The 18,924-nt window shown below is 36.3% G+C and carries 20 protein-coding genes and 1 pseudogene; 7 read left to right on the top strand and 14 right to left on the bottom strand.

The genetic code is table 11. The features are described from left to right. Nucleotides 1–16: 16 nt before the first annotated feature. The 14 genes and pseudogenes from pcaF to BUE84_RS02365 form a co-directional block, all read right to left on the bottom strand. On the bottom strand, nucleotides 17–1,222 hold the full coding sequence (gene pcaF / locus BUE84_RS02430; protein ID WP_079240352.1) for a 3-oxoadipyl-CoA thiolase: 1,206 nt from the start codon (nucleotides 1,220–1,222) through the stop codon (nucleotides 17–19). 89 nt (nucleotides 1,223–1,311) lie between these two features. Beyond that, nucleotides 1,312–1,725 carry a PaaI family thioesterase gene (locus BUE84_RS02425; protein WP_034695815.1) on the bottom strand — a complete coding sequence of 138 codons (414 nt, stop codon included), beginning with the start codon at nucleotides 1,723–1,725 and terminating at the stop codon, nucleotides 1,312–1,314. 9 nt (nucleotides 1,726–1,734) lie between these two features. Next, nucleotides 1,735–2,043 carry a hypothetical protein gene (locus BUE84_RS02420; protein ID WP_079240351.1) on the bottom strand — a complete coding sequence of 103 codons (309 nt, stop codon included), beginning with the start codon at nucleotides 2,041–2,043 and terminating at the stop codon, nucleotides 1,735–1,737. Nucleotides 2,044–2,132: 89 nt separating this feature from the next. Next, on the bottom strand, nucleotides 2,133–3,266 hold the full coding sequence (locus tag BUE84_RS02415; protein WP_079240350.1) for a 3-hydroxyacyl-CoA dehydrogenase NAD-binding domain-containing protein: 1,134 nt from the start codon (nucleotides 3,264–3,266) through the stop codon (nucleotides 2,133–2,135). A 40-nt stretch (nucleotides 3,267–3,306) separates the two neighbouring features. Continuing rightward, nucleotides 3,307–3,643, bottom strand: a pseudogene (locus BUE84_RS02410) (four helix bundle protein). Between the two features lie 35 nt (nucleotides 3,644–3,678). Continuing rightward, entirely contained in the window at nucleotides 3,679–4,479 is an 801-nt protein-coding gene (locus BUE84_RS02405) for an enoyl-CoA hydratase/isomerase family protein (protein WP_079240349.1), read from the bottom strand. Between the two features lie 142 nt (nucleotides 4,480–4,621). Beyond that, the gene (gene paaD, locus BUE84_RS02400) at nucleotides 4,622–5,086 is read right to left on the bottom strand and encodes a 1,2-phenylacetyl-CoA epoxidase subunit PaaD (protein ID WP_079240348.1); all 465 of its coding nucleotides are present in this window, start codon (nucleotides 5,084–5,086) and stop codon (nucleotides 4,622–4,624) included. A gap of 3 nt (nucleotides 5,087–5,089) precedes the next feature. Further along, nucleotides 5,090–5,899: an alpha/beta hydrolase gene (locus BUE84_RS02395; protein WP_079240347.1), complete on the bottom strand. Its 810-nt coding sequence runs from the start codon at nucleotides 5,897–5,899 to the stop codon at nucleotides 5,090–5,092. Nucleotides 5,900–5,905: 6 nt separating this feature from the next. Continuing rightward, a complete protein-coding gene (paaC, locus tag BUE84_RS02390) occupies nucleotides 5,906–6,655 on the bottom strand; it encodes a 1,2-phenylacetyl-CoA epoxidase subunit PaaC (RefSeq protein WP_079240346.1) in 750 nt (249 codons plus the stop codon). A gap of 69 nt (nucleotides 6,656–6,724) precedes the next feature. Beyond that, complete coding sequence (gene paaB, locus BUE84_RS02385; protein ID WP_034695796.1) at nucleotides 6,725–7,006, bottom strand: 1,2-phenylacetyl-CoA epoxidase subunit PaaB; 282 nt, start codon at nucleotides 7,004–7,006, stop codon at nucleotides 6,725–6,727. Between the two features lie 111 nt (nucleotides 7,007–7,117). After that, on the bottom strand, nucleotides 7,118–8,056 hold the full coding sequence (gene paaA, locus BUE84_RS02380; protein WP_034695794.1) for a 1,2-phenylacetyl-CoA epoxidase subunit PaaA: 939 nt from the start codon (nucleotides 8,054–8,056) through the stop codon (nucleotides 7,118–7,120). Between the two features lie 107 nt (nucleotides 8,057–8,163). Beyond that, nucleotides 8,164–9,249 carry a 2Fe-2S iron-sulfur cluster-binding protein gene (locus BUE84_RS02375; RefSeq protein WP_079240345.1) on the bottom strand — a complete coding sequence of 362 codons (1,086 nt, stop codon included), beginning with the start codon at nucleotides 9,247–9,249 and terminating at the stop codon, nucleotides 8,164–8,166. Next, on the bottom strand, nucleotides 9,249–10,565 hold the full coding sequence (locus tag BUE84_RS02370) for a phenylacetate--CoA ligase family protein (RefSeq protein WP_079240344.1): 1,317 nt from the start codon (nucleotides 10,563–10,565) through the stop codon (nucleotides 9,249–9,251). The genes BUE84_RS02375 and BUE84_RS02370 overlap by 1 nt, the downstream gene beginning before the upstream one ends. A 278-nt stretch (nucleotides 10,566–10,843) precedes the next feature. After that, complete coding sequence (locus tag BUE84_RS02365) at nucleotides 10,844–11,422, bottom strand: TetR/AcrR family transcriptional regulator (protein WP_079240343.1); 579 nt, start codon at nucleotides 11,420–11,422, stop codon at nucleotides 10,844–10,846. Between the two features lie 372 nt (nucleotides 11,423–11,794). On the opposite strand from BUE84_RS02365, the gene clpB reads away from it, so the two are divergent. From clpB to BUE84_RS02335, 7 genes are all read left to right on the top strand, one after another. Then, nucleotides 11,795–14,389: an ATP-dependent chaperone ClpB gene (gene clpB / locus BUE84_RS02360; protein WP_079240342.1), complete on the top strand. Its 2,595-nt coding sequence runs from the start codon at nucleotides 11,795–11,797 to the stop codon at nucleotides 14,387–14,389. A gap of 139 nt (nucleotides 14,390–14,528) precedes the next feature. Then, entirely contained in the window at nucleotides 14,529–14,681 is a 153-nt protein-coding gene (locus BUE84_RS24310; RefSeq protein ID WP_158521336.1) for a hypothetical protein, read from the top strand. Between the two features lie 202 nt (nucleotides 14,682–14,883). After that, a complete protein-coding gene (locus BUE84_RS02355; protein ID WP_079240341.1) occupies nucleotides 14,884–15,420 on the top strand; it encodes a hypothetical protein in 537 nt (178 codons plus the stop codon). A gap of 18 nt (nucleotides 15,421–15,438) precedes the next feature. Continuing rightward, nucleotides 15,439–16,083, top strand: coding sequence for a hypothetical protein (locus BUE84_RS02350; protein ID WP_079240340.1), 645 nt, complete (start codon nucleotides 15,439–15,441; stop codon nucleotides 16,081–16,083). Then, nucleotides 16,062–16,847, top strand: coding sequence for a sensor histidine kinase (locus BUE84_RS02345; RefSeq protein ID WP_079240339.1), 786 nt, complete (start codon nucleotides 16,062–16,064; stop codon nucleotides 16,845–16,847). Before BUE84_RS02350 ends, BUE84_RS02345 begins: the two co-directional genes overlap by 22 nt. Further along, entirely contained in the window at nucleotides 16,844–17,485 is a 642-nt protein-coding gene (locus BUE84_RS02340; RefSeq protein ID WP_079240338.1) for a response regulator transcription factor, read from the top strand. The genes BUE84_RS02345 and BUE84_RS02340 overlap by 4 nt, the downstream gene beginning before the upstream one ends. Nucleotides 17,486–17,733: 248 nt before the next feature. Next, nucleotides 17,734–18,738 (top strand): zinc metalloprotease, encoded by a 1,005-nt coding sequence (locus BUE84_RS02335; protein ID WP_079240337.1) that lies wholly within the window; start codon nucleotides 17,734–17,736, stop codon nucleotides 18,736–18,738. Nucleotides 18,739–18,924: the final 186 nt, after the last annotated feature.

The following is an 18,924-nucleotide window of genomic DNA, read 5'->3' as shown; positions in this document are numbered from 1 at the left end:
CTCACTTTCAAATTAATTATACTTTTTCGATAACCATTGCATATCCCTGTCCGACACCGATACAAAGGGTACACAATGCATATTTTTTATCCTGCTTCTGAAGTTCCATGGCTGCAGAACCTACGATTCTTGCTCCGGAAACTCCCAGTGGGTGGCCAATGGCAATAGCACCTCCGTTCGGATTTATTCTTGAGTCATCATCTTTTAATCCTAAACTTCTTGTCACAGCAAGTGCCTGTGCTGCAAATGCTTCGTTTAATTCGATGATATCCATATCTTCCAGAGAAAGGTTTAATCTTTTCAATAGTTTTTGGGTAGCTTCTACAGGTCCGATTCCCATGATTCTTGGCTCAACACCTGCTACGGAAGATCCCAGAATTTTTGCTTTTGGTTTCAACCCATATTTTTTCACCGCTTCTTCGCTTGCTAAAATCAAAGCAGCTGCTCCGTCATTCATTCCTGAAGCATTTCCGGCAGTTACCGTTCCTTCTTTTCTGAAAGCCGGACGAAGTTTTGCAAGACCTTCCATAGAAGAAGTTGGTTTAATGAATTCATCTTTTTCAAAAACGACAGGTTCTCCTTTTCTCTGAGGAATTTCAACTTTTACAATTTCTTCTGCCAGTCTTCCGCTTTCCTGTGCTTTTGTAGCTTTCTGCTGAGACCAAAGGGCAAATTTATCCTGATCTTCTCTGTTGATCTGGTGGATATCTGCTAAGTTTTCAGCAGTTTCACCCATTCCGTCAACTCCATATAATTCTTTCATTTTTGGGTTGATGAAACGCCATCCGAAAGTCGTATCAAACATCTGGCTGTCTCTACCGAAAGCTGCACTGGGTTTTGACATTACATAAGGAGAACGCGTCATATGCTCTACTCCTCCTGCAATATAGATTTCTCCTTCTCCCGCTGCAATGGAACGGAATGCATTCGCTACTGCAGACATTCCTGAAGCACATAGTCTGTTGACAGTCTCTCCACCAATTTTGTAAGGAAGACCTGCCAGTAAAAGTCCCATTCTTGCAACGTTTCTGTTATCTTCTCCCGCCTGGTTAGCACATCCGAAAATAACATCTTCAATTTCCTCTACCGGAACTTCAGGGTTTCTTGCTACTACTTCTTTAATTACAATAGCGGCTAAATCATCTGCTCTTACTTCTGATAATCCTCCCTGTAATTTTGAAATGGGAGTTCTGACATAGTCTATGATGTATACGTTGTTCATTTTTATTTGCTTTAGGCTATAAGCTATATGCAGTAGGCTCTATCAGCTTCAAAAAAGCTTAATGCCTATTGCTTCAAGCTTACTGCTTATTATAATTCTGTTACTTTTTTTCCGATTTTGTAAACTGTTCCTACAAATTTTGCAATCAGTTCTTTATTTTGATTGGTAATCTGAATGTCATAAACAGCTGTTTTTCTTGTATCATTTACCAAAACACTTTCTGCTCTGAAAACATCGCCTTCCTTTCCTGCTTTAGTAAAATTGATGATACAGTTCAATGCTACGGCAGCATCTCCGGTATTGTTGGAAGAAAATGCCAGCGCAGAGTCTGCAAAAGCAAAGGTAACTCCGCCATGAACTGTTTTAAGCCCGTTCAGCATATCCTTCTTGATTGGCATTTCTATTAAACAGTAATTTTCTTTTACTTCAATCATCTTAATATTCATCCACTGGGAAAAATAATCCTGATTGAACATATAATCTGCTACTTGTCTTGGATTCATTTCTGTTAATTATATGTTTATTATTTCTTCATACAGTTCATCTGATAATCTGTCGTAAACACTCATGGTTTTACCCAGAATAATCTGCCCATATGAAAGACTCTCTTGGTCTGATGAATTTTCAGAAGGATAGGATTCGTTTAAATCAATTCCATTTTCGCTGGCTAATCTTTTGATCAGCTCTTTATATTTCTCATTAAACTTTCCTAAAAGCTCAAGTCTTTCCTGCTCATCAACGGAGGAAGCTTCCTGAGTTAGATACTGTTTCTCAATTAAAAGTCTGGTTTCCAGCTCAGCTCTGAATTCTTCTATATCCATAATATTAATTTGAAAATTAAATAAATTTGAGAATTTGAAAATGAAAACCCTTTATAATCAATTTTCAAATTGGCACATTTTCAAATTATTTAATTTATTTTCCTTAGCAAAGGACTTTGTCTGTATCTTTCTTCCTGATATTCTTCGTAAAGATTCTGAAGGGTTTCGGAGATTTTTGCATACCCGATTTCTTTGCCCCAGCTTAATAATCCTTTTGGATAGTTGACACCTTTCTGCATTGCCAGTTCGATATCTTCGTCATTGGCAACTCCTAATCTTTTGGCTTCAACAGCTTCATTGATCAGCATTGAAATGATTCTTAAAAAGATTTGCTGATATAAAGCATCGTCTTTCTGAGCTACAGTTTTTTCTGCTCCTTCGCTGTAATCGTAGAACCCTTTCCCTGTTTTTCTACCGTGAAGTTTGGCTTCAGACATTCTTTGTTGTAATAAAGAAGGTTTGTATTTGGGATCGTAGAAATAATCTTTGTAAACAGTAGTTGTTACTGCAAAGTTGACATCCACTCCAATAAGATCCATCAATTCGAAAGGTCCCATTTTGAAGTTCCCCAATGTTTTCATAGCATCATCTACCTGTTCAGGTGTGGCGATGTTTTCTTCAACAATTCTCAAGCCTTCTCCATAATAAGGTCTGGCGATTCTGTTGACTATGAATCCTGGAATATCTTTGGCAATAACAGGAGTCTTTCCCCATTCTTTCATGAGGTTGTAGATTTTTTCTGCTAACGTTTTTTCTGTTAATAAGGATGGAATAACTTCCACTAAAGGCATCAACGGAGCCGGATTGAAAAAGTGAATTCCGATGAAACGCTCCGGTTTCTTTAGTTCTGCACCAAGAGAGGTGATAGAGATAGATGAGGTATTGGAACTGAGAACACAACTTTCAGAAACATAGTTTTCAAGTTCTGTAAACACTTTGGTTTTGATCTCTTTGTTTTCGATAATGGCTTCTATAATCAGCTCACAATCTTTGAAATCTTTCAATTCCGTAGCAATGGAAATATTAGCTAAAATTTCAGTCATTTTCTCTGCCGAAATTTTCTGTTTATCAACCAATCTGGTCAAGGTTTTTTCCAAACCTACCGTTGCCGTTTCTACTTGTTTTGCGTTGGCGTCGTACACCCATACTTTGCATCCGTTCGTTGCGGCTACTTGTGCAATGCCGATTCCCATGGTTCCGGCACCGATAATTCCTACATTCATATTTTAAATTTGAAAATTTGAAAATGAGTTAATTTGAAAATTATTTTAATTTTGAGCTTGAAATAATTTTAGACAGAATTAATAGGATTTCTTTTAAATCAGATATTAACCTCTCGTTCGGAGATTTCAAATATGGAGACTTTAAGCACAGCAAAAGCCAATATTCTATCTCATCAGCTTCTTTAGCTGCAATTTTCAATTTATGAATACTGCTTTTGAGCCTCTCTAACATTGGCTCCAATCGAAGTTCCTGATTTAAAAATTTGATTTGCCAAAGGAAATTTTTTATCCTCATATAAATCTTCTGAAAATTCAATAATATTGAGTGCAAAATCAAAAGTCTTATTTACAATAATATTTTCTTTGCCATTTCTCATTTTCAAATTCTCAAATTAACTCATTTTCAAATTAATTATCTTCCTTTATAATTAGGTTTTCTTTTCTGTAAAAAGGCATTTACTCCTTCAATGAAGTCTTCTGTGCCTGCTGCTTCCTGCTGAAGATCTCCTTCCAGTTCAAGCTGCTCTTTCAATGTGTTGGTATAAGAATTGGCAAACGCTTTTTTTGTAAGCTTAATGGCAGCTGTTGGCATGTTCGCCATTCTTTCAAGAATTTCCATAGATTTTGGAACGAATTCTTCTTCAGTGAACACTTCTGCTACAAGACCATGCGCTTTAGACTCTTCTGCAGATAATTTTTTACCTGTAAATGCTAAATAATTGGCTAATTGTCTACCTAAAAGTTTCGGTAAGAAGTAAGTTCCTCCTGTATCAGGAATTAAACCGATATTTGAAAATGCCTGAGCAAAATATGCTTTCTCATTCGCTAAAACGAAGTCAGAGATTAAAGCCAACATTGCTCCAGCTCCTACTGCAGGACCGTTTACTAAAGCAATAACCGGTTTTTTGCAACGGGTAACTTCCATTACTAATGGATTGTAATAGTCTACCACAATTTTTCTGATGATGTCATGATCATGGTGTTCTTTACCTACTACAAAAGCTTCATCCAGATTCTGACCTGAGCAGAATGCTCTTCCTCTTCCGGAAATGGCAACACATCTTACCGTTTCGTCTTCGCTGCACTCTTTAACAAAGTCTCTAAGATCTGATAAAGCCGGCTTAGTAAGGGCGTTCATCGTTTCCGGTTGATTAAGATATGCGATTTTCAGCTTTCCGTCAAAATGCGTTTCAATATCAAGTTGTGTATACATAGTTTTTATTAATTTATTATTTAACAACGCACTAATTTAACAATATAAATTAATGTAACCGTCTAATAATTTAACATTCTAACAATTCCTTCGTTATGCTTTGCATAGCCGTAAAATTTGTTGTAGATTGATGAATAACTCATCAATGGCATTTAAAATAATCAAATGGCTCCAGGCAGTCTAAACACTGATAAGATGCCTTACACAAAGTAGACCCAAATCTGCTGATCTGCTTGGTATGCTCGGAATCGCAACGCGGGCATTTTTTCGGTTTCCCGATGTGATGTTCGTCTGCTCCTTTTTCCGGAGGTGTAATCCCGTAAATACGGAGTTTTTCTCTCGCTTCATCAGTAATCCAGTCTGTTGTCCAGATAGGAAACATCTTGGTTACTACTTTCGCATCCCATCCGTTTTCTTTCATCATTTTGATAATGTCCTCCTCAATGGTAAACATAGCAGGACAGGCAGAATAAGTAGGTGTAATGATCACTTCGCAGGTATTTTCTCCTGTAATCTGTGCATCTCTTACGATTCCTAATTCCACAATATCAATGACCGGAATTTCCGGATCGGGAATTGTTTTTAATAAATCTAAAAGCTGATTCATACTTTATTTTTTATCAGAATCAAGAATGGTTTTCATTGCATTCTGATAATCCAAATTATCTGTTATTCCGTTGTGATACTGATCTTTTAATATAATCAGACGATCACCTTTTTTAAAGTTATTTTTAAGCTTTAAAGAGGCTTTATAGTTAATAACCTCATCTTTATCCCCATGAAAAATAACGACTGGCGATTGAACGGTTTTTAAATATTCACCAGTCTCAAAATTATATTTCAGTAAAAACTTCGGAAGGAATGAGAATTTCTGACTCATTTCATCTTCTATACTGTAATAAGGTGCCTGTAAAATCAATAATCCTGCCTTATGCATGGATGCTAAGTTTGCGGCTAATCCTGTACCTACAGAATATCCTAAAATAATAATTCTGTTTTCCGGATATCTTTTCAAAAGCTCTTTGTAAGCATTCTCAACATCCGAAAAGATCTGATTTTTACTATTAATTTTATCTTCACTTTTTCCGTAACCACGGTAATCAAGTATGAAAGTATCATAATTCATACTTCGATAGAACTGAGCTACTTCTCCCCAGCCTTTTATTGATCCTCCGTTTCCGTGAAGATAAAAGATGACTCCTTTTGGATTTTGAGCTTTGAATAAAACAGAACTCAAATGCTTTCCATCCTGCATTTTGATGGGTACTTCTTCAAAATTACCTTTAAATGTAAACTTGTAATTTTCCGGTAATTTTTCAGGATAAAAAATAATTTTCTCCTGATAGAAATAGATTCCAACACATAGTATCACATATGCTGCAAGAAAAAAAGCCAATATCCCAAGAAGCAACTTCTTCATAATTTATTACCACGTACATCCAGGATACGCTCTCTGCATATACTGAAGCTCACAAAGAATAAATCCGAAATATTCTGTATGATATCCTGTTCTTGATTTGGGCTGCATAAAAGCATTTTCAGGATATTCTAAACCAAAATCTGCAAAATCTTTCTTGGTAATTGCAAGGAATTCTTCGTAAAGCGCATCTGAATTGGGAGCAATATTTAAAGCAACAAGATCATCTTCACCTTCTGTTTTAGCAAAAAGACCTTTCGTGTATTCCCAGATATTTTCAATCGCTTTTACCAAACGTCCACGGCTTTCTTCTGTTCCCTGAGCAAAGATTTTCATCCATGATGCAGCGTGGGTATAGTGATATCTTACTTCTTTCAATGATTTTTGAGCAATGGCAGCCAATTCTTCATTAGAAGAATTTGATAAAGCCTCATACATCAGTTTCTGATACACAGACAATACATATACTTTCAGAATAGTCTGTGCATAATCTTCATTAGGAAGTTCTACCCAATGGGCGTTGACGTATTCGTGCTCGTATCTTAAAAATGCGATATCATCTTCATTTTTTCCGTTGTCTATCACTCTTGAAGCGTAAACGTAAAAGTTATTCGCCTGACCTAGTTCATCCAACGCAATATTAGTCAATGCAATATCTTCCTCTAAGTAAGGACCTTCACCGCACCACGCAGACAAACGCTGCCCCATAATGAAACTGTCGTCTGCTAGTTTTAATAAATAATTATATAATGGGTTCATTATTTTAGCTTTTGGCTTTTGGCATATAGCTTTTGGCAAATTGCAAGCAGCTAATAGCCATTAGCTATTTTACATATTTTTTACATCGTTTGGAATCTCATAGAACGTTGGATGACGGTATAGTTTATCATCAGCCGGATCAAAGAATGCTTCTTTATCAATCCCTTCTGAAGTCACAATATATTTACTTGGAACGACCCAAACAGAAGTTCCTTCTTTTCTTCTTGTATAAACGTCTCTTGCGTTCTGCAAAGCCATTTCTGCTGTTGGTGCCTGTACAATTCCAACGTGTTTGTGAGATAATCCCGGTTTAGTCTGAATAAACACTTCCCACATATCTAAATTTGCCATAGTCAAATTAATTTAACAATGTATCAATGTACCAGTTTAATAATGAGATGCTTCGACAAGCTCAGCATGACAATGATTGTTACATTTCTACATTGGTATATTGTTACATTATTATATTACTTCTTTTTGTTGTTTCTCTGCAAAAGCCGCTGCTGCTTCTTTTACCCAAGAGTTTTCTCTTTGCGCTTTTCTCTTCGTTTCGATACGCTTTTTGTTGCAAGGTCCGTTTCCTTTTAAGATTTCCATGAATTCATCCCAGGGAAGCTCTCCGAAATCGTAATGCTGTCTTTCCTCATTCCATTTCAGATCTTTATCCGGAATGGTTAATCCCAGGAATTCAGCCTGAGAAACAGTAACATCAATAAACCTCTGACGAAGACTGTCATTACTTTCTCTTTTCACTCTGTAGTTCATAGAGATTTTAGAGTTAGGTGAACTGTCATCATTAGGCCCGAACATCATCAGAGCTGGCCACCAGAAACGGTTTAATGAAGCCTGGGCCATTTCTTTCTGTTGTTTTGTACCACGGCACAATGCCATAAGAATTTCATACCCTTGTCTTTGGTGGAATGATTCTTCCTTACAGATTTTCACCATCGCTCTTGAATAAGGACCGTAGGAATTCCCCATCAGCATTACCTGATTCATAATGGCAGCACCGTCTACTAACCAACCGATGGCTCCGATATCAGCCCAGCTTAAGGTAGGATAGTTGAAAATACTTGAATATTTTGCTTTTCCTTCCAACATATCATCATAAGTAGCATCTCTGTCTGCTCTGATACTTCCGTCTCCTAACGTTTCAGTGGCAGAATAAAGATACAGGCCGTGACCAGCCTCATCCTGAACTTTCGCTAAAAGAGCCATTTTTCTTCTCAATGAAGGCGCTCTGGAAATCCAGTTGGCTTCCGGCAGCATTCCTACAATTTCAGAATGCGCGTGCTGTGAAATCTGGCGAACCAATAGTTTTCTGTAATCATCCGGCATTACATCTTTTGGTTCTACTTTATTTTCTTCGTGAACGTATTGAACAAATTTTTCTAAGTCCATCTTTTTTGAATTTGAAAATTAAATAATTTGAGAATTTGAGAATTTGGAAATTTTAAATACGATAATGGCATTTTCAAATTATCACGTTTTCTCATTTTCAAATTGTCTTAAACATCATAATTTAGCATCACCACATTGGTTGTAGGGTGACATTGGCAGGTAAGAACGAAGCCTCTGGCTACTTCTTCTTCGGTAAGTGCATAGTTTTTCTCCATGAAAACCTCTCCTTCCAGAACCTGCGCCTTACACGTACAGCAAACGCCTCCCTTACATGCGAAAGGAACCGGAAGCTGATCTTTCAATGCTTTATCTAAGATACTCTCTTTTTTAGAATTAAGGTGGAACGAATATTCATCATCATCAATGATTACCGTTACCATACTTTCAATATTGGCAATCGCCTTGAATTCATCACTCATTTCCTCCGTATTTTCTTCATCCGGAGCGGTGAAATATTCAAATAAAACCTGAATAGCAGGTACTTTTTTGTCTTTCTTCAGATAGTCTGCAATTCCCTTAATCATTTCCGAAGGTCCGCAAATGAAATAGGTAGCTTCTTTTACATCAATATCTGCATATCTTTCAAACAGCTGCTCTAATTTTTCTGACGAAATTCTTCCTTCAAAAACAGGATCTTCGTGCTTCTCACGGCTTACCAGGTAAATCACCTTAAGTCTTCCGTTGAAATGCTCTACAAGTTTATCAATCTCTGCCTTTCTTAAAACATGATTCATGCTTCTGTTACTGTAAAACAGATAAGCATTACTCTTAGGCTCCTGATAAAGACTTTCTTTAATATTGGATAATACAGGAGTAATTCCGCTTCCTGCCGCCAGACCAACGTAAGTTTTTACGTTTGTGGGGTGATAAGAAGTATTGAAGCCACCCATCGGAGGCATTACTTCCAGCACTTCATCCATGTGAAGGTGTTCATTGAAATACCCTGACACTTTTCCGCCTTCCAGCAACTTTACCAATACTTCCAGCGTATTTCCCTTTTCACTTGGAGCATTACAGATAGAGTAAGAACGTCTTTCTTCATTTCCGTTGATTGTCATTCGGAAATTCAGATACTGTCCCTGCTTGAACCTGAACTTATCTTTCAGTTCTTCAGGGATTTCTACCGCCACATTCACTGCTTCGGAAGTATCTTTCTGAACTTTAACTGTTTTAAGTTTATAAAATGAATTCATTATTTTTTAAGTATTCTATTAATTTTTCCACCTTCGCACTTCGGCAGGCTGTCCTGAGCATGAACTTTTACTTTCGTAGTAATTCCTACTCTCTTTTTTATTTCGTTTTCTATGTTTTTCCCAAAGTTGCCGACAAAATTAAAATAATCATCGGTATTTGATTCTATTTTTTGAGATTTTACCAATTCATCATCTATTTCAACATCAATATCCAAAGCAATACACATATGTTCTTTTTCCACAGGAGTTAAATAGTAGTTCGGAACCACTCCTTTTACATAAGAAAAAGCATCTTCAATCTGACTTGGATAAACATTGACTCCTCTTACGATCAGCATATCATCTGCTCTCCCGACGATGGGTTTCATTTTTACCATGGTTCTTTTGGCATTTGCATCGTAGTAAAGACTTGTGATATCGTTTGTCCAGTAACGTAAAAGCGGCATTGCTTTTTTGGTTAAAGTGGTTATCACCAATACTCCTTCTTCCCCAAAAGGAACCGGTTGTTTGGTAACCGGATCTAAAATCTCCGGATAAAAATGATCTTCCCAGATATAAGCTCCGCCTTTCTCTTCGAAATCCTCCATAGAAACTCCCGGACCGATAATTTCACTTAACCCATAGATATTGGTTGCATGAACGCCTAATCTTTCTTCAATATGACCTCTGATAATCTCCGTCCATGGCTCTGAACCCAGCACTGCATATTGAAGACTGATCTCTTCTGCAGTAATTCCTCTTCTGGCAAATTCATCTGCAATCGTTAAAGCGTATGATGGCGAACAGCAGATTACTTCAGGTTTGAAATCCACAATCAAGTCTACCTGTCTTGCCGTCATTCCCCCAGAAATAGGAAGGACGCTCATTCCCAACATTTCGGCTCCGTAATGAAGGCCTAAACCTCCTGTAAAAATCCCGTAGCCATAGGCATTATGCAACTGCATTCCTGGTCTTGCGCCTGCCGCATGTAAAGATCTTGCCACCACTTCACTGAAAAGGTCAACATCTTCTTTAGTATACCCTACTACCGTTGGTTTTCCCGTAGTTCCGCTTGAACAGTGTATACGTTGAAGCTCACTTTTAGGAACAGCAAATAACCCGAACGGATAGTTATCTCTTAAATCCTGTTTGTAAGTAATAGGAAGTTTAGCGATATCTTCAATCGACCTTATATCCTGTGGAGATATTTGTAATTCATCAAATTTCTTTTTATAAAATTCCGACTTCTCTCCCAAATAGCTGATCAGGCTGATCAACCGGTCGGATTGAAGCTGTCTTAACTGACCCAGCTCCAGATATTCAACTGAAAAATCCATAAAACTAACTAACATTTGTTAGGTGTAAATTTAAAAAGATTTTGCTAGCTGGCAAAATTTTTATGACTTTTGTCATATTTTGAATGATTCTAAATAAGAAAGATAGTTAAAATTATGCCCAATGTCATTCTGAGCGGAACGAAGTGTAGAGAAGAATCTCATATTAAATACATGAATGAATCATTTCTCTATCTCGAAATAACAAACGTAGTATTAAAATTCGTGACTAAAAAGTATAATTATGAGATTCTTCCTTCGTCAGAATGACACAGGGGTGATTAATTTTTCTGGTTACCCAATAATCCAAAAAGAATTTTTTCTCTGATCTCATCGGTAATTTCATCTGTAGAATCACTGCTTCTCTTGAACCAGAAATAAGAATTATTTAAAGTATGAAGGATAAATCTTGTGGTAAATGATGGTGATTTCAGCTCCCATTTTTCAGCTTTGTAGATCTCGGAAATCAGTTCTTCTACTTCCTGCTGATAGTTTTTTCTCAATTCTACAAATTCGGGAAGTCTTTCTTCAAGATGTTTCCACTCATTGGAATAAATATGGGTAACATCACGGTTTTTAAGAACAACAGAAAGATGCTTATCCAGTAATAGATTCAGCTTTTCCTTTGGAGCAATATCTGTATTTTTTACTTCCTGAAGCTCATCGAAAAACTCCTGAGCAATGCCAAAACAAATCCATTCCAGAATTTCTTCCTTTGAACGGATGTGTGCATATAGCGATGCTGCCTTGATATTGAGTTTGGTAGCCAGGTCTCTTACTGAGCTTCCCATATACCCTTTCTCTTTGAAAAGTTCTACGGCTACGTCTAATATTTTTCTCTGTTTTTCTTTTAATTCCATCTGGTAAAATGCAAAAGTAATTATTCTGAATTAAACTGTTCATTTTTTGAGCATAAAAAGAAAAAAGACCCATCATCTTCAGTCTCAATCTTTAGCTATTTTACCTTGCTATGACTTTTTGTTCATGGATTTCCAAGAAATAATTACGAAATCGGAAATTTTGTCAAGTTAAATTTCCGTTAAAAATACAATATCCGGAAAATTTGTCCTATTTTTTTGTAAATTTAATAATTGAACAGTTTTTGCGATACAGTCATCGAATAAATGATTAAATAATTGATGGCATTAAGAAACTAAGCCTCAGAATTTGGTTTCTTGATGTTTTTTAAAAACTAAACGTTAAACAAACCATTACCAAAAATATATAAAAATATGAACTTAAACCAATATACTGTAAAATCACAGGAAGCCATCCAGGCAGCACAACAGGTTGCTATGGAACTGGGCAATCAAAGTATCGAACCTCAACATCTTCTTGAAGGAATCTTCCAGGTAGATGAAAACATATCGCCTTTCTTATTAAAAAAATCTGAAGCAGATGCTAATTTAGTAAGAGAGCGCAACCGCGAAAATTTAGAAAAGCTTCCTAAAGTACAGGGAGGAAACATTTATCTTTCACAATCTGCTAATAAAGTATTGCTGGATGCACCCAACATCGCTAAGAAAATGGGTGACGAATATGTAACGATTGAGCATTTATGGTTATCCCTTTTGGAAACAACTTCTGAAGTATCCAAAATGCTGAAAGATATGGGTGTTACCAAAAATCTTTTGGAAGGCGCAATCAAAGAATTAAGAAAAGGAAGCAAAGCAACTTCTGCCAGCTCAGAGGAAACGTATCAGTCTTTAAATAAATATGCTAAAAATTTCAACGAGTTAGCAGCAGAGGGAAAACTGGATCCGGTAATCGGGCGTGATGAAGAAATCAGAAGGGTTTTACAGATCCTTTCCAGAAGAACTAAAAACAACCCAATCCTTATTGGAGAACCGGGTGTAGGTAAAACTGCAATTGCCGAGGGAATTGCCCACAGAATTATCAGTGGTGACGTTCCTGAAAACCTGATGGATAAAACTTTATTCTCATTGGATATGGGAGCTTTGATCGCCGGAGCAAAATATAAAGGTGAATTTGAAGAGCGTTTAAAATCCGTTGTAAATGAAGTAATCAAGTCTGATGGGCAGATTATTCTTTTCATTGATGAGATCCACACTTTGGTTGGAGCCGGAGGTGGTGAAGGAGCAATGGACGCAGCCAATATCTTAAAGCCTGCCTTGGCAAGAGGAGAATTAAGAGCCATTGGCGCCACTACTTTGAATGAATACCAAAAGTATTTTGAAAAAGACAAAGCGTTGGAAAGACGTTTCCAGAAAGTAATGGTGGAAGAACCGGATACTGAATCTGCAATTTCTATCCTTCGTGGTATTAAAGATAAATATGAAGCCCACCACAAAGTAAGAATTAAAGATGAAGCAATTATTGCTGCGGTGGAAATGTCACAAAGATATATTTCAGATCGTTTCTTACCGGATAAAGCGATTGACCTTATTGATGAAGCTTCTGCAAAACTGAGAATGGAAATCAATTCCAAGCCGGAAGAGCTGGATGTTCTGGACAGAAGACTGATGCAGCTGGAAATTGAATTAGCTGCTATCTCAAGAGAAGGCAATCAGACTAAAATTGATCATCTGAAGGAAGATATTGCTAAAATTTCCGAACAGAGAAATGAGATCAATGCCAAATGGCTGAAAGAAAAACAGAAAAGTGAAGATCTTACCCAGATCAAAAAAGATATTGAATCTCTGAAACACGAAGCAGAAAGAGCTTCCAGAGCAGGAGATTATGCAAAAGTAGCGGAGATCCAATACGGGAAGCTTCGTGAAAAAGAGGAAGAACTAGCCAAAGTAGAGCTGGAAATGCAGAATCATCAGAATGAGCTGATCAAAGAAGAAGTTACTGCAGAAAACATCTCTGAAGTAATTGGTAAATGGACAGGTATTCCCGTAACCAAATTACTGCAATCAGAAAGAGAAAAATTATTGAATCTTGAAACTGAGCTACACCACAGAGTTGTAGGACAGGATGAAGCGATTCAGGCGGTGGCAGATGCCATCAGAAGAAACAGAGCAGGATTGAGCGATGATAAAAAACCTATCGGTTCATTCTTATTCCTGGGAACAACCGGAGTAGGTAAAACTGAGCTGGCAAAAGCATTGGCAGAATTCTTATTCGATGATGAAAACAATATGACGAGAATTGATATGAGTGAGTATCAGGAACGTCACAGTGTTTCAAGATTGGTAGGAGCTCCTCCGGGATATGTAGGTTATGATGAAGGCGGACAATTGACTGAGGCAGTAAGAAGAAGACCTTATTCTGTAGTGCTTTTAGACGAGATTGAAAAAGCGCACCCTGATGTTTTCAACACATTGCTTCAGGTTCTGGATGATGGACGTCTGACGGATAATAAGGGGCGAGTGGTGAATTTTAAAAATTCTATTATTATCATGACTTCGAATTTAGGTTCGCATCTGATTCAGGAGAATTTTGAAAACCTTACTGAAGAAAATCAGGATGAAATTGTGGATAAAACAAAAGATGAAGTTTTTGATCTTTTAAAACAGACGCTTCGTCCGGAATTCCTGAACAGAATTGATGAGATTGTACTCTTCCAGCCTTTAAAGAAAAAAGAAATCGGAAAAATCGTTCAGTATCAATTAAGAGGATTCAATGAAATGTTATCTAAACGAAACATCATTATGACTTTCACTCAGGATGCGGTAGATTATCTGATGGATAAAGGATATGATCCTGCCTTCGGAGCAAGACCATTGAAAAGAGTAATCCAACAGGAAGTTTTAAACAAATTGTCTAAAGAAATTCTTGCGGGAAATGTGAATGACGGAGACAGAATTACGCTGGATTATTTTGTAGAAACAGGATTAGTTTTCCGACCTACTGAACAATAAAATAGTTTTTTTTCATATACATTATTTTTGTGAATAAGTGCTGTAGAATAATCTGCAGCACTTATTTTTTTAATCAATTTATCCTTATTAAGTGAAATATAATTATATTTACTATTCTAATAACTTAAACAAAATCAACATGAAAAAACTAAAAAGAAATGAATTAAAGAAAATTGATGGCGGAAATGAACCATTCCCAATTGCGTGTGGCGAAGACTGGAGCTGCCCTCAAGGCCTCTGTTGCACAGTAGATTATACTTGCAGGGATTGGAGAAAGTATCCATGTATTTAAAGAAAAAGCGGGGAAAGCATATTTCTCCGCTTTTTTATAGAGGAATTCTCCTTTGGGTAGGATCTAAATCATTATACTTTTCATGCAATCCGTAAAAACACGGTAAAAATAACAGTGTAATTCCCAATTAGCAAATACATTTTCTATAATATTTTTTACGAGATTTGCATATTAATTGAGTTTTACCGTAAACCACTAAGCTATGAATACAGAATCAAACAATCCATTACAGCCCGGGACTATGTCAAAAAGCCTTATCCAGGCTCTGATCAACAACTACCGTCAAAATCATCTAAATGTTATTAACACTGCTTTAGGAACACAAGATGCTCATTCCATCTGGTTCGATCTTCCGAAATTAAAAAATTTCATCGCTACAATTGAAGCTGAAGCTGCTAAAGTAAATCCAGATGTATCTACGGAAGATTTAGGTATAAGATTTTATTATGCTGCTTATCCAAAAGAAGAAAACTGGTCTATAATGGACTCTCACCCTGTTCCTACCGAATATGCAGGAAAGCATACATTAGTAATGATTCCGACCCTAAAAAAAGCTGATGAAACAGGAGAGTTTCATGATTACGATTTCAATCAATCTCCAGATACGGATGGCAAACCTTTAGCGTTAAATGCACGATCTGCCAAAGGCATTGGAGGAGAAGAAGATGATGATACAGGTCTTGGAGAAAACAATGGACAACTAACGCCTCCTAAGAACTCGTTTGGTGAATTATATTAATAATTAAATAACAAATACATGACGGATTTCCAAGAGTTTGCAAGCAAAAGCATGCTTTGGGCTGAGGGACTTGCTGCGTTTGTTGGCCTTTTGTATTACAATCGTATAAGAAAAGAATATTGGAAATTTTTTGTATTTTTCTTAGTTTTTATCTTTCTTAGTGAAGCATATGGTAGATGGGGAAAATTTGCTTATTTTTCTAAAGCTTATTTCTATAATTATTTTTTAATGCCTATCCAGTTTATTTTTTTTTACTGGTTATATGCAGCCAAATCTTTAGGAAAGCCAAAGCTTTTTTACGGATTATCCCTCCTTTATCTTCTTTCATTTATTCCCAATGAATTGTATTTTTCGGGCAATAAAATTGTATTTGCTTTTAACTATACTTTTGGATGCCTTATCTTAATGCTTTTGGTAGTGATGGAATATTACAAACAAATTAACTCCCAGGATATTCTTCACTTTAATAAAAACAGAATGTTTTATATTAATTTAGGTATAACACTTTCTTATATAGGAACACTACCTTTTATGGCATTTTATTCAATTCTATTGAATTATATGGAGATCTGGGATATTTATTTTAGTTATTTTCTAATGTCAGGCGTGGTCATGTATATTTTATTTGCAAGTTCATTCATATGGGGAAAACAGAGCTCTTAATTGTTATCATTCTATTCAATATACTTTTTGTAATGTTTGTAACGGCAGTATTAATCTATATCAGAAGTTACAAACAACGCAAGAAGGAACATGTGAATGAAATTGAAAGAAAAAATGAACTTCATCAGAGAGAACTCCTGTCTACCCAACTGGAAATACAACAAGCCACCATGCAGCAGATTGGCCGGGAATTGCACGACAATATCGGCCAGAAACTTACCCTCGTAAGTCTTTATGTACAGCAGATGCTTTATGAAAACAAAGTTTCTGAAGCAAGTGAAAGAATTGATCAGGTTTCACAGATTATTAATCAATCTCTGCAGGATCTTAGAAGCTTGTCAAAAACATTGACAGATGACAATATCAATCAGAAGGAAATTGTAACTTTGATACAGGAAGAAGTGGATAACACCAATTCCTTCAAAAAATGTCATGTAAGTTTTGAACACAATTTCAAACAACTGGATCTGGGCTTTGTTCATAAAAATGTTTTACTCAGAATTACTCAGGAATTTATTCAAAACAGTATAAAACATTCCCATTGTAAAAATATTTTTATAAACCTGAACACTTCAGAAGACACTCTTTGGGAGCTTGATATTCGTGATGATGGAATCGGGTTTGATACTTCACAGATCAAGTCCAACGGAATAGGGCTAACGAATATGAAAAACAGAGCTGAAATTATAGGAGCAAGTTTTTGTATGGAAAGCCAGGAAAATGCGGGAACACAAATCAATATTATCTTAAAAAAACAGTCATGAAAAAATCTATTGTCATTGTTGACGACCATATACTTATTGCAAAAGCTCTGGAAGGAATTATTGGTAATTTCAGTGAATTTGAAGTAATCTATGTAAGTGAAAACGGGAAAGATCTCATCCAGAAATTCGAAGAAGGCAATACCATTCCTGATATTATTCTTTTGGATATCAGCATGCCTATTATGGACGGTTTTGAAACCGCAGTCTGGCTTACAAAAAATCATCCCGATATTAAAATTATGGCGCTCAGTATGCAGGGAGATGACAACAGCGTAATTAAGATGATTAAGAGCGGTGCAAAAGGCTATCTGCTAAAAAACACCCATCCAAGAGATTTGGAAACTGCACTTACCCGCCTCAATAGTGATGGCTTTTTTTATCCGGACTGGGCTTCCAAGATCATATTTTCCAATCTTAATAAAGAAACAGAATCTGAGATCGCAATAAGAATTTCAGACAGAGAAAAAGAGTTCCTGAAATATACAGTAACCGAACTCAGTTATAAGGAAATTGCGGATAGGATGTGCTGTAGCCCAAGAACAGTGGAAAGCTACCGTGATCAACTATGTGAAAAACTGGATTTGAAAACCCGTGTAGGGCTTGCGGTTTTTGCCATTAAAAATGGTTTTGCAAATTAGATTTTACCATGAAAAAATTCTATCAAAAGTAAATTTAAACGAAAAGCATTCATTTAAAATAATTAAAAATTAAGATCACATTAGCATATTTTTTAAAATTGATTAAAATTCAATACATTTTAAAAAACATTAAACTAAAACCAATAATCACCCACAATAATTAACAATTTTACAAAGAAATCAAAAATTTATTTGCATATTAATTTCAAATAATATAATTTCACATCCTCAACCTAAATGATTTTGATATGAAAAAACTATTATTCGGAGCTTGTATGCTCACTGTAATGGCTGCATGTAACAATGACAGCATTACTAATCAAAATGAAAACACAACTGACGAAAATGCAACTACTGCAGGTTTAGCCCAACGAGGCTGTGCTTCTGAGGAAATCAGACAGGAAGCATTGAAAAAAAGTCCTGAACTTCAACAAAGATTCGCGGCATTAGAAAGCAATACAGAAAAATTCGCCAATGATGTGAAATTTGGAAAAGTTCTTGCTGATGGTACTGTAGAAATCCCTGTTATCGTAAATGTTATCTACAAAACGACTGCTGAAAACGTTTCTGATGCAAGAATTGCAGAACAAATTGCAGTATTGAATGCAGACTATACAGCCACGAACAGTGATGTTAATAAAATTCCAACCGAATTCCAGCCCGTAAGTTCTGGTGATACAAAAGTAAAATTCAGACTGGTAAACACCGTTAGAAAATCCACTTCAAAAACAAGCTGGGCAACTAATGATGATATGAAAAAAGCCTCTAAAGGAGGAATTGACGCCACTAACCCTACCAATTATTTAAACTTATGGGTTGTAGGCAAAATGACCAGCCAGGGACGCACCATTCTTGGATATGCCACTTTCCCTGAATCTGCAGGCTTATGGAATGATGGTGTTGTAATTGCCGCTCCATATTTTGGAAAAACCGGAGCTTCTTCTCCTTTCAACCTGGGAAGAACTGCAACGCATGAGGTAGGTCACTATCTGAACTTAAGACATATCTGGGGAGATGCCAATTGTGGAAACGACCAGGTAAGTGATACTCCTACACAGACTACTGCTAATTATGGAAAACCTTCTTACCCGCTATATAATACATGCAGTGGAGTACAAAGATCTGTAATGTTTATGAATTACATGGATTATGTAGATGATGCAGCTATGTTTATGTTCTCTGCAGGACAAAAAACGAGAATGCAGTCTGTAGTAGCTTCTTCTGGAGCAAGATCCGGATTGAGAGTGTATTAAAATTAAAATCTTTTTACCTATTTAAAATCTGTCTCAAGTTTGAGACAGATTTTTTTATTCCATTCTGCTTGCCTTTCAGGAATATAAAGGAAAAACATTGAAATCAAAGCCAGCACTGGAAATGTTAGAACATAATCTGATAAGAAATCAATAGTTTCTGACTTGTTTTTAAAAACCTTCTTAGTT

It is taken from the genome of Chryseobacterium indologenes (assembly GCF_002025665.1).
Lineage (GTDB): Bacteria > Bacteroidota > Bacteroidia > Flavobacteriales > Weeksellaceae > Chryseobacterium > Chryseobacterium metallicongregator.
The sequence above is the reverse complement of the archived record's forward strand: the minus strand, read 5'-3'. Positions and strand labels throughout refer to the sequence as shown.

What these genes read in the sequence shown, in the direction of transcription:
- pcaF (WP_079240352.1), bottom strand. Translation starts at nt 1,222, where the DNA reads ATGAACAACGTATACATCATAGACTATGTCAGAACTCCCATTTCAAAA.
- BUE84_RS02425 (WP_034695815.1), bottom strand. Translation starts at nt 1,725, where the DNA reads ATGAATCCAAGACAAGTAGCAGATTATATGTTCAATCAGGATTATTTT.
- BUE84_RS02420 (WP_079240351.1), bottom strand. Translation starts at nt 2,043, where the DNA reads ATGGATATAGAAGAATTCAGAGCTGAGCTGGAAACCAGACTTTTAATT.
- BUE84_RS02415 (WP_079240350.1), bottom strand. Translation starts at nt 3,266, where the DNA reads ATGAATGTAGGAATTATCGGTGCCGGAACCATGGGAATCGGCATTGCA.
- BUE84_RS02405 (WP_079240349.1), bottom strand. Translation starts at nt 4,479, where the DNA reads ATGTATACACAACTTGATATTGAAACGCATTTTGACGGAAAGCTGAAA.
- paaD (WP_079240348.1), bottom strand. Translation starts at nt 5,086, where the DNA reads ATGAATCAGCTTTTAGATTTATTAAAAACAATTCCCGATCCGGAAATT.
- BUE84_RS02395 (WP_079240347.1), bottom strand. Translation starts at nt 5,899, where the DNA reads ATGAAGAAGTTGCTTCTTGGGATATTGGCTTTTTTTCTTGCAGCATAT.
- paaC (WP_079240346.1), bottom strand. Translation starts at nt 6,655, where the DNA reads ATGAACCCATTATATAATTATTTATTAAAACTAGCAGACGACAGTTTC.
- paaB (WP_034695796.1), bottom strand. Translation starts at nt 7,006, where the DNA reads ATGGCAAATTTAGATATGTGGGAAGTGTTTATTCAGACTAAACCGGGA.
- paaA (WP_034695794.1), bottom strand. Translation starts at nt 8,056, where the DNA reads ATGGACTTAGAAAAATTTGTTCAATACGTTCACGAAGAAAATAAAGTA.
- BUE84_RS02375 (WP_079240345.1), bottom strand. Translation starts at nt 9,249, where the DNA reads ATGAATTCATTTTATAAACTTAAAACAGTTAAAGTTCAGAAAGATACT.
- BUE84_RS02370 (WP_079240344.1), bottom strand. Translation starts at nt 10,565, where the DNA reads ATGGATTTTTCAGTTGAATATCTGGAGCTGGGTCAGTTAAGACAGCTT.
- BUE84_RS02365 (WP_079240343.1), bottom strand. Translation starts at nt 11,422, where the DNA reads ATGGAATTAAAAGAAAAACAGAGAAAAATATTAGACGTAGCCGTAGAA.
- clpB (WP_079240342.1), top strand. Translation starts at nt 11,795, where the DNA reads ATGAACTTAAACCAATATACTGTAAAATCACAGGAAGCCATCCAGGCA.
- BUE84_RS24310 (WP_158521336.1), top strand. Translation starts at nt 14,529, where the DNA reads ATGAAAAAACTAAAAAGAAATGAATTAAAGAAAATTGATGGCGGAAAT.
- BUE84_RS02355 (WP_079240341.1), top strand. Translation starts at nt 14,884, where the DNA reads ATGAATACAGAATCAAACAATCCATTACAGCCCGGGACTATGTCAAAA.
- BUE84_RS02350 (WP_079240340.1), top strand. Translation starts at nt 15,439, where the DNA reads ATGACGGATTTCCAAGAGTTTGCAAGCAAAAGCATGCTTTGGGCTGAG.
- BUE84_RS02345 (WP_079240339.1), top strand. Translation starts at nt 16,062, where the DNA reads ATGGGGAAAACAGAGCTCTTAATTGTTATCATTCTATTCAATATACTT.
- BUE84_RS02340 (WP_079240338.1), top strand. Translation starts at nt 16,844, where the DNA reads ATGAAAAAATCTATTGTCATTGTTGACGACCATATACTTATTGCAAAA.
- BUE84_RS02335 (WP_079240337.1), top strand. Translation starts at nt 17,734, where the DNA reads ATGAAAAAACTATTATTCGGAGCTTGTATGCTCACTGTAATGGCTGCA.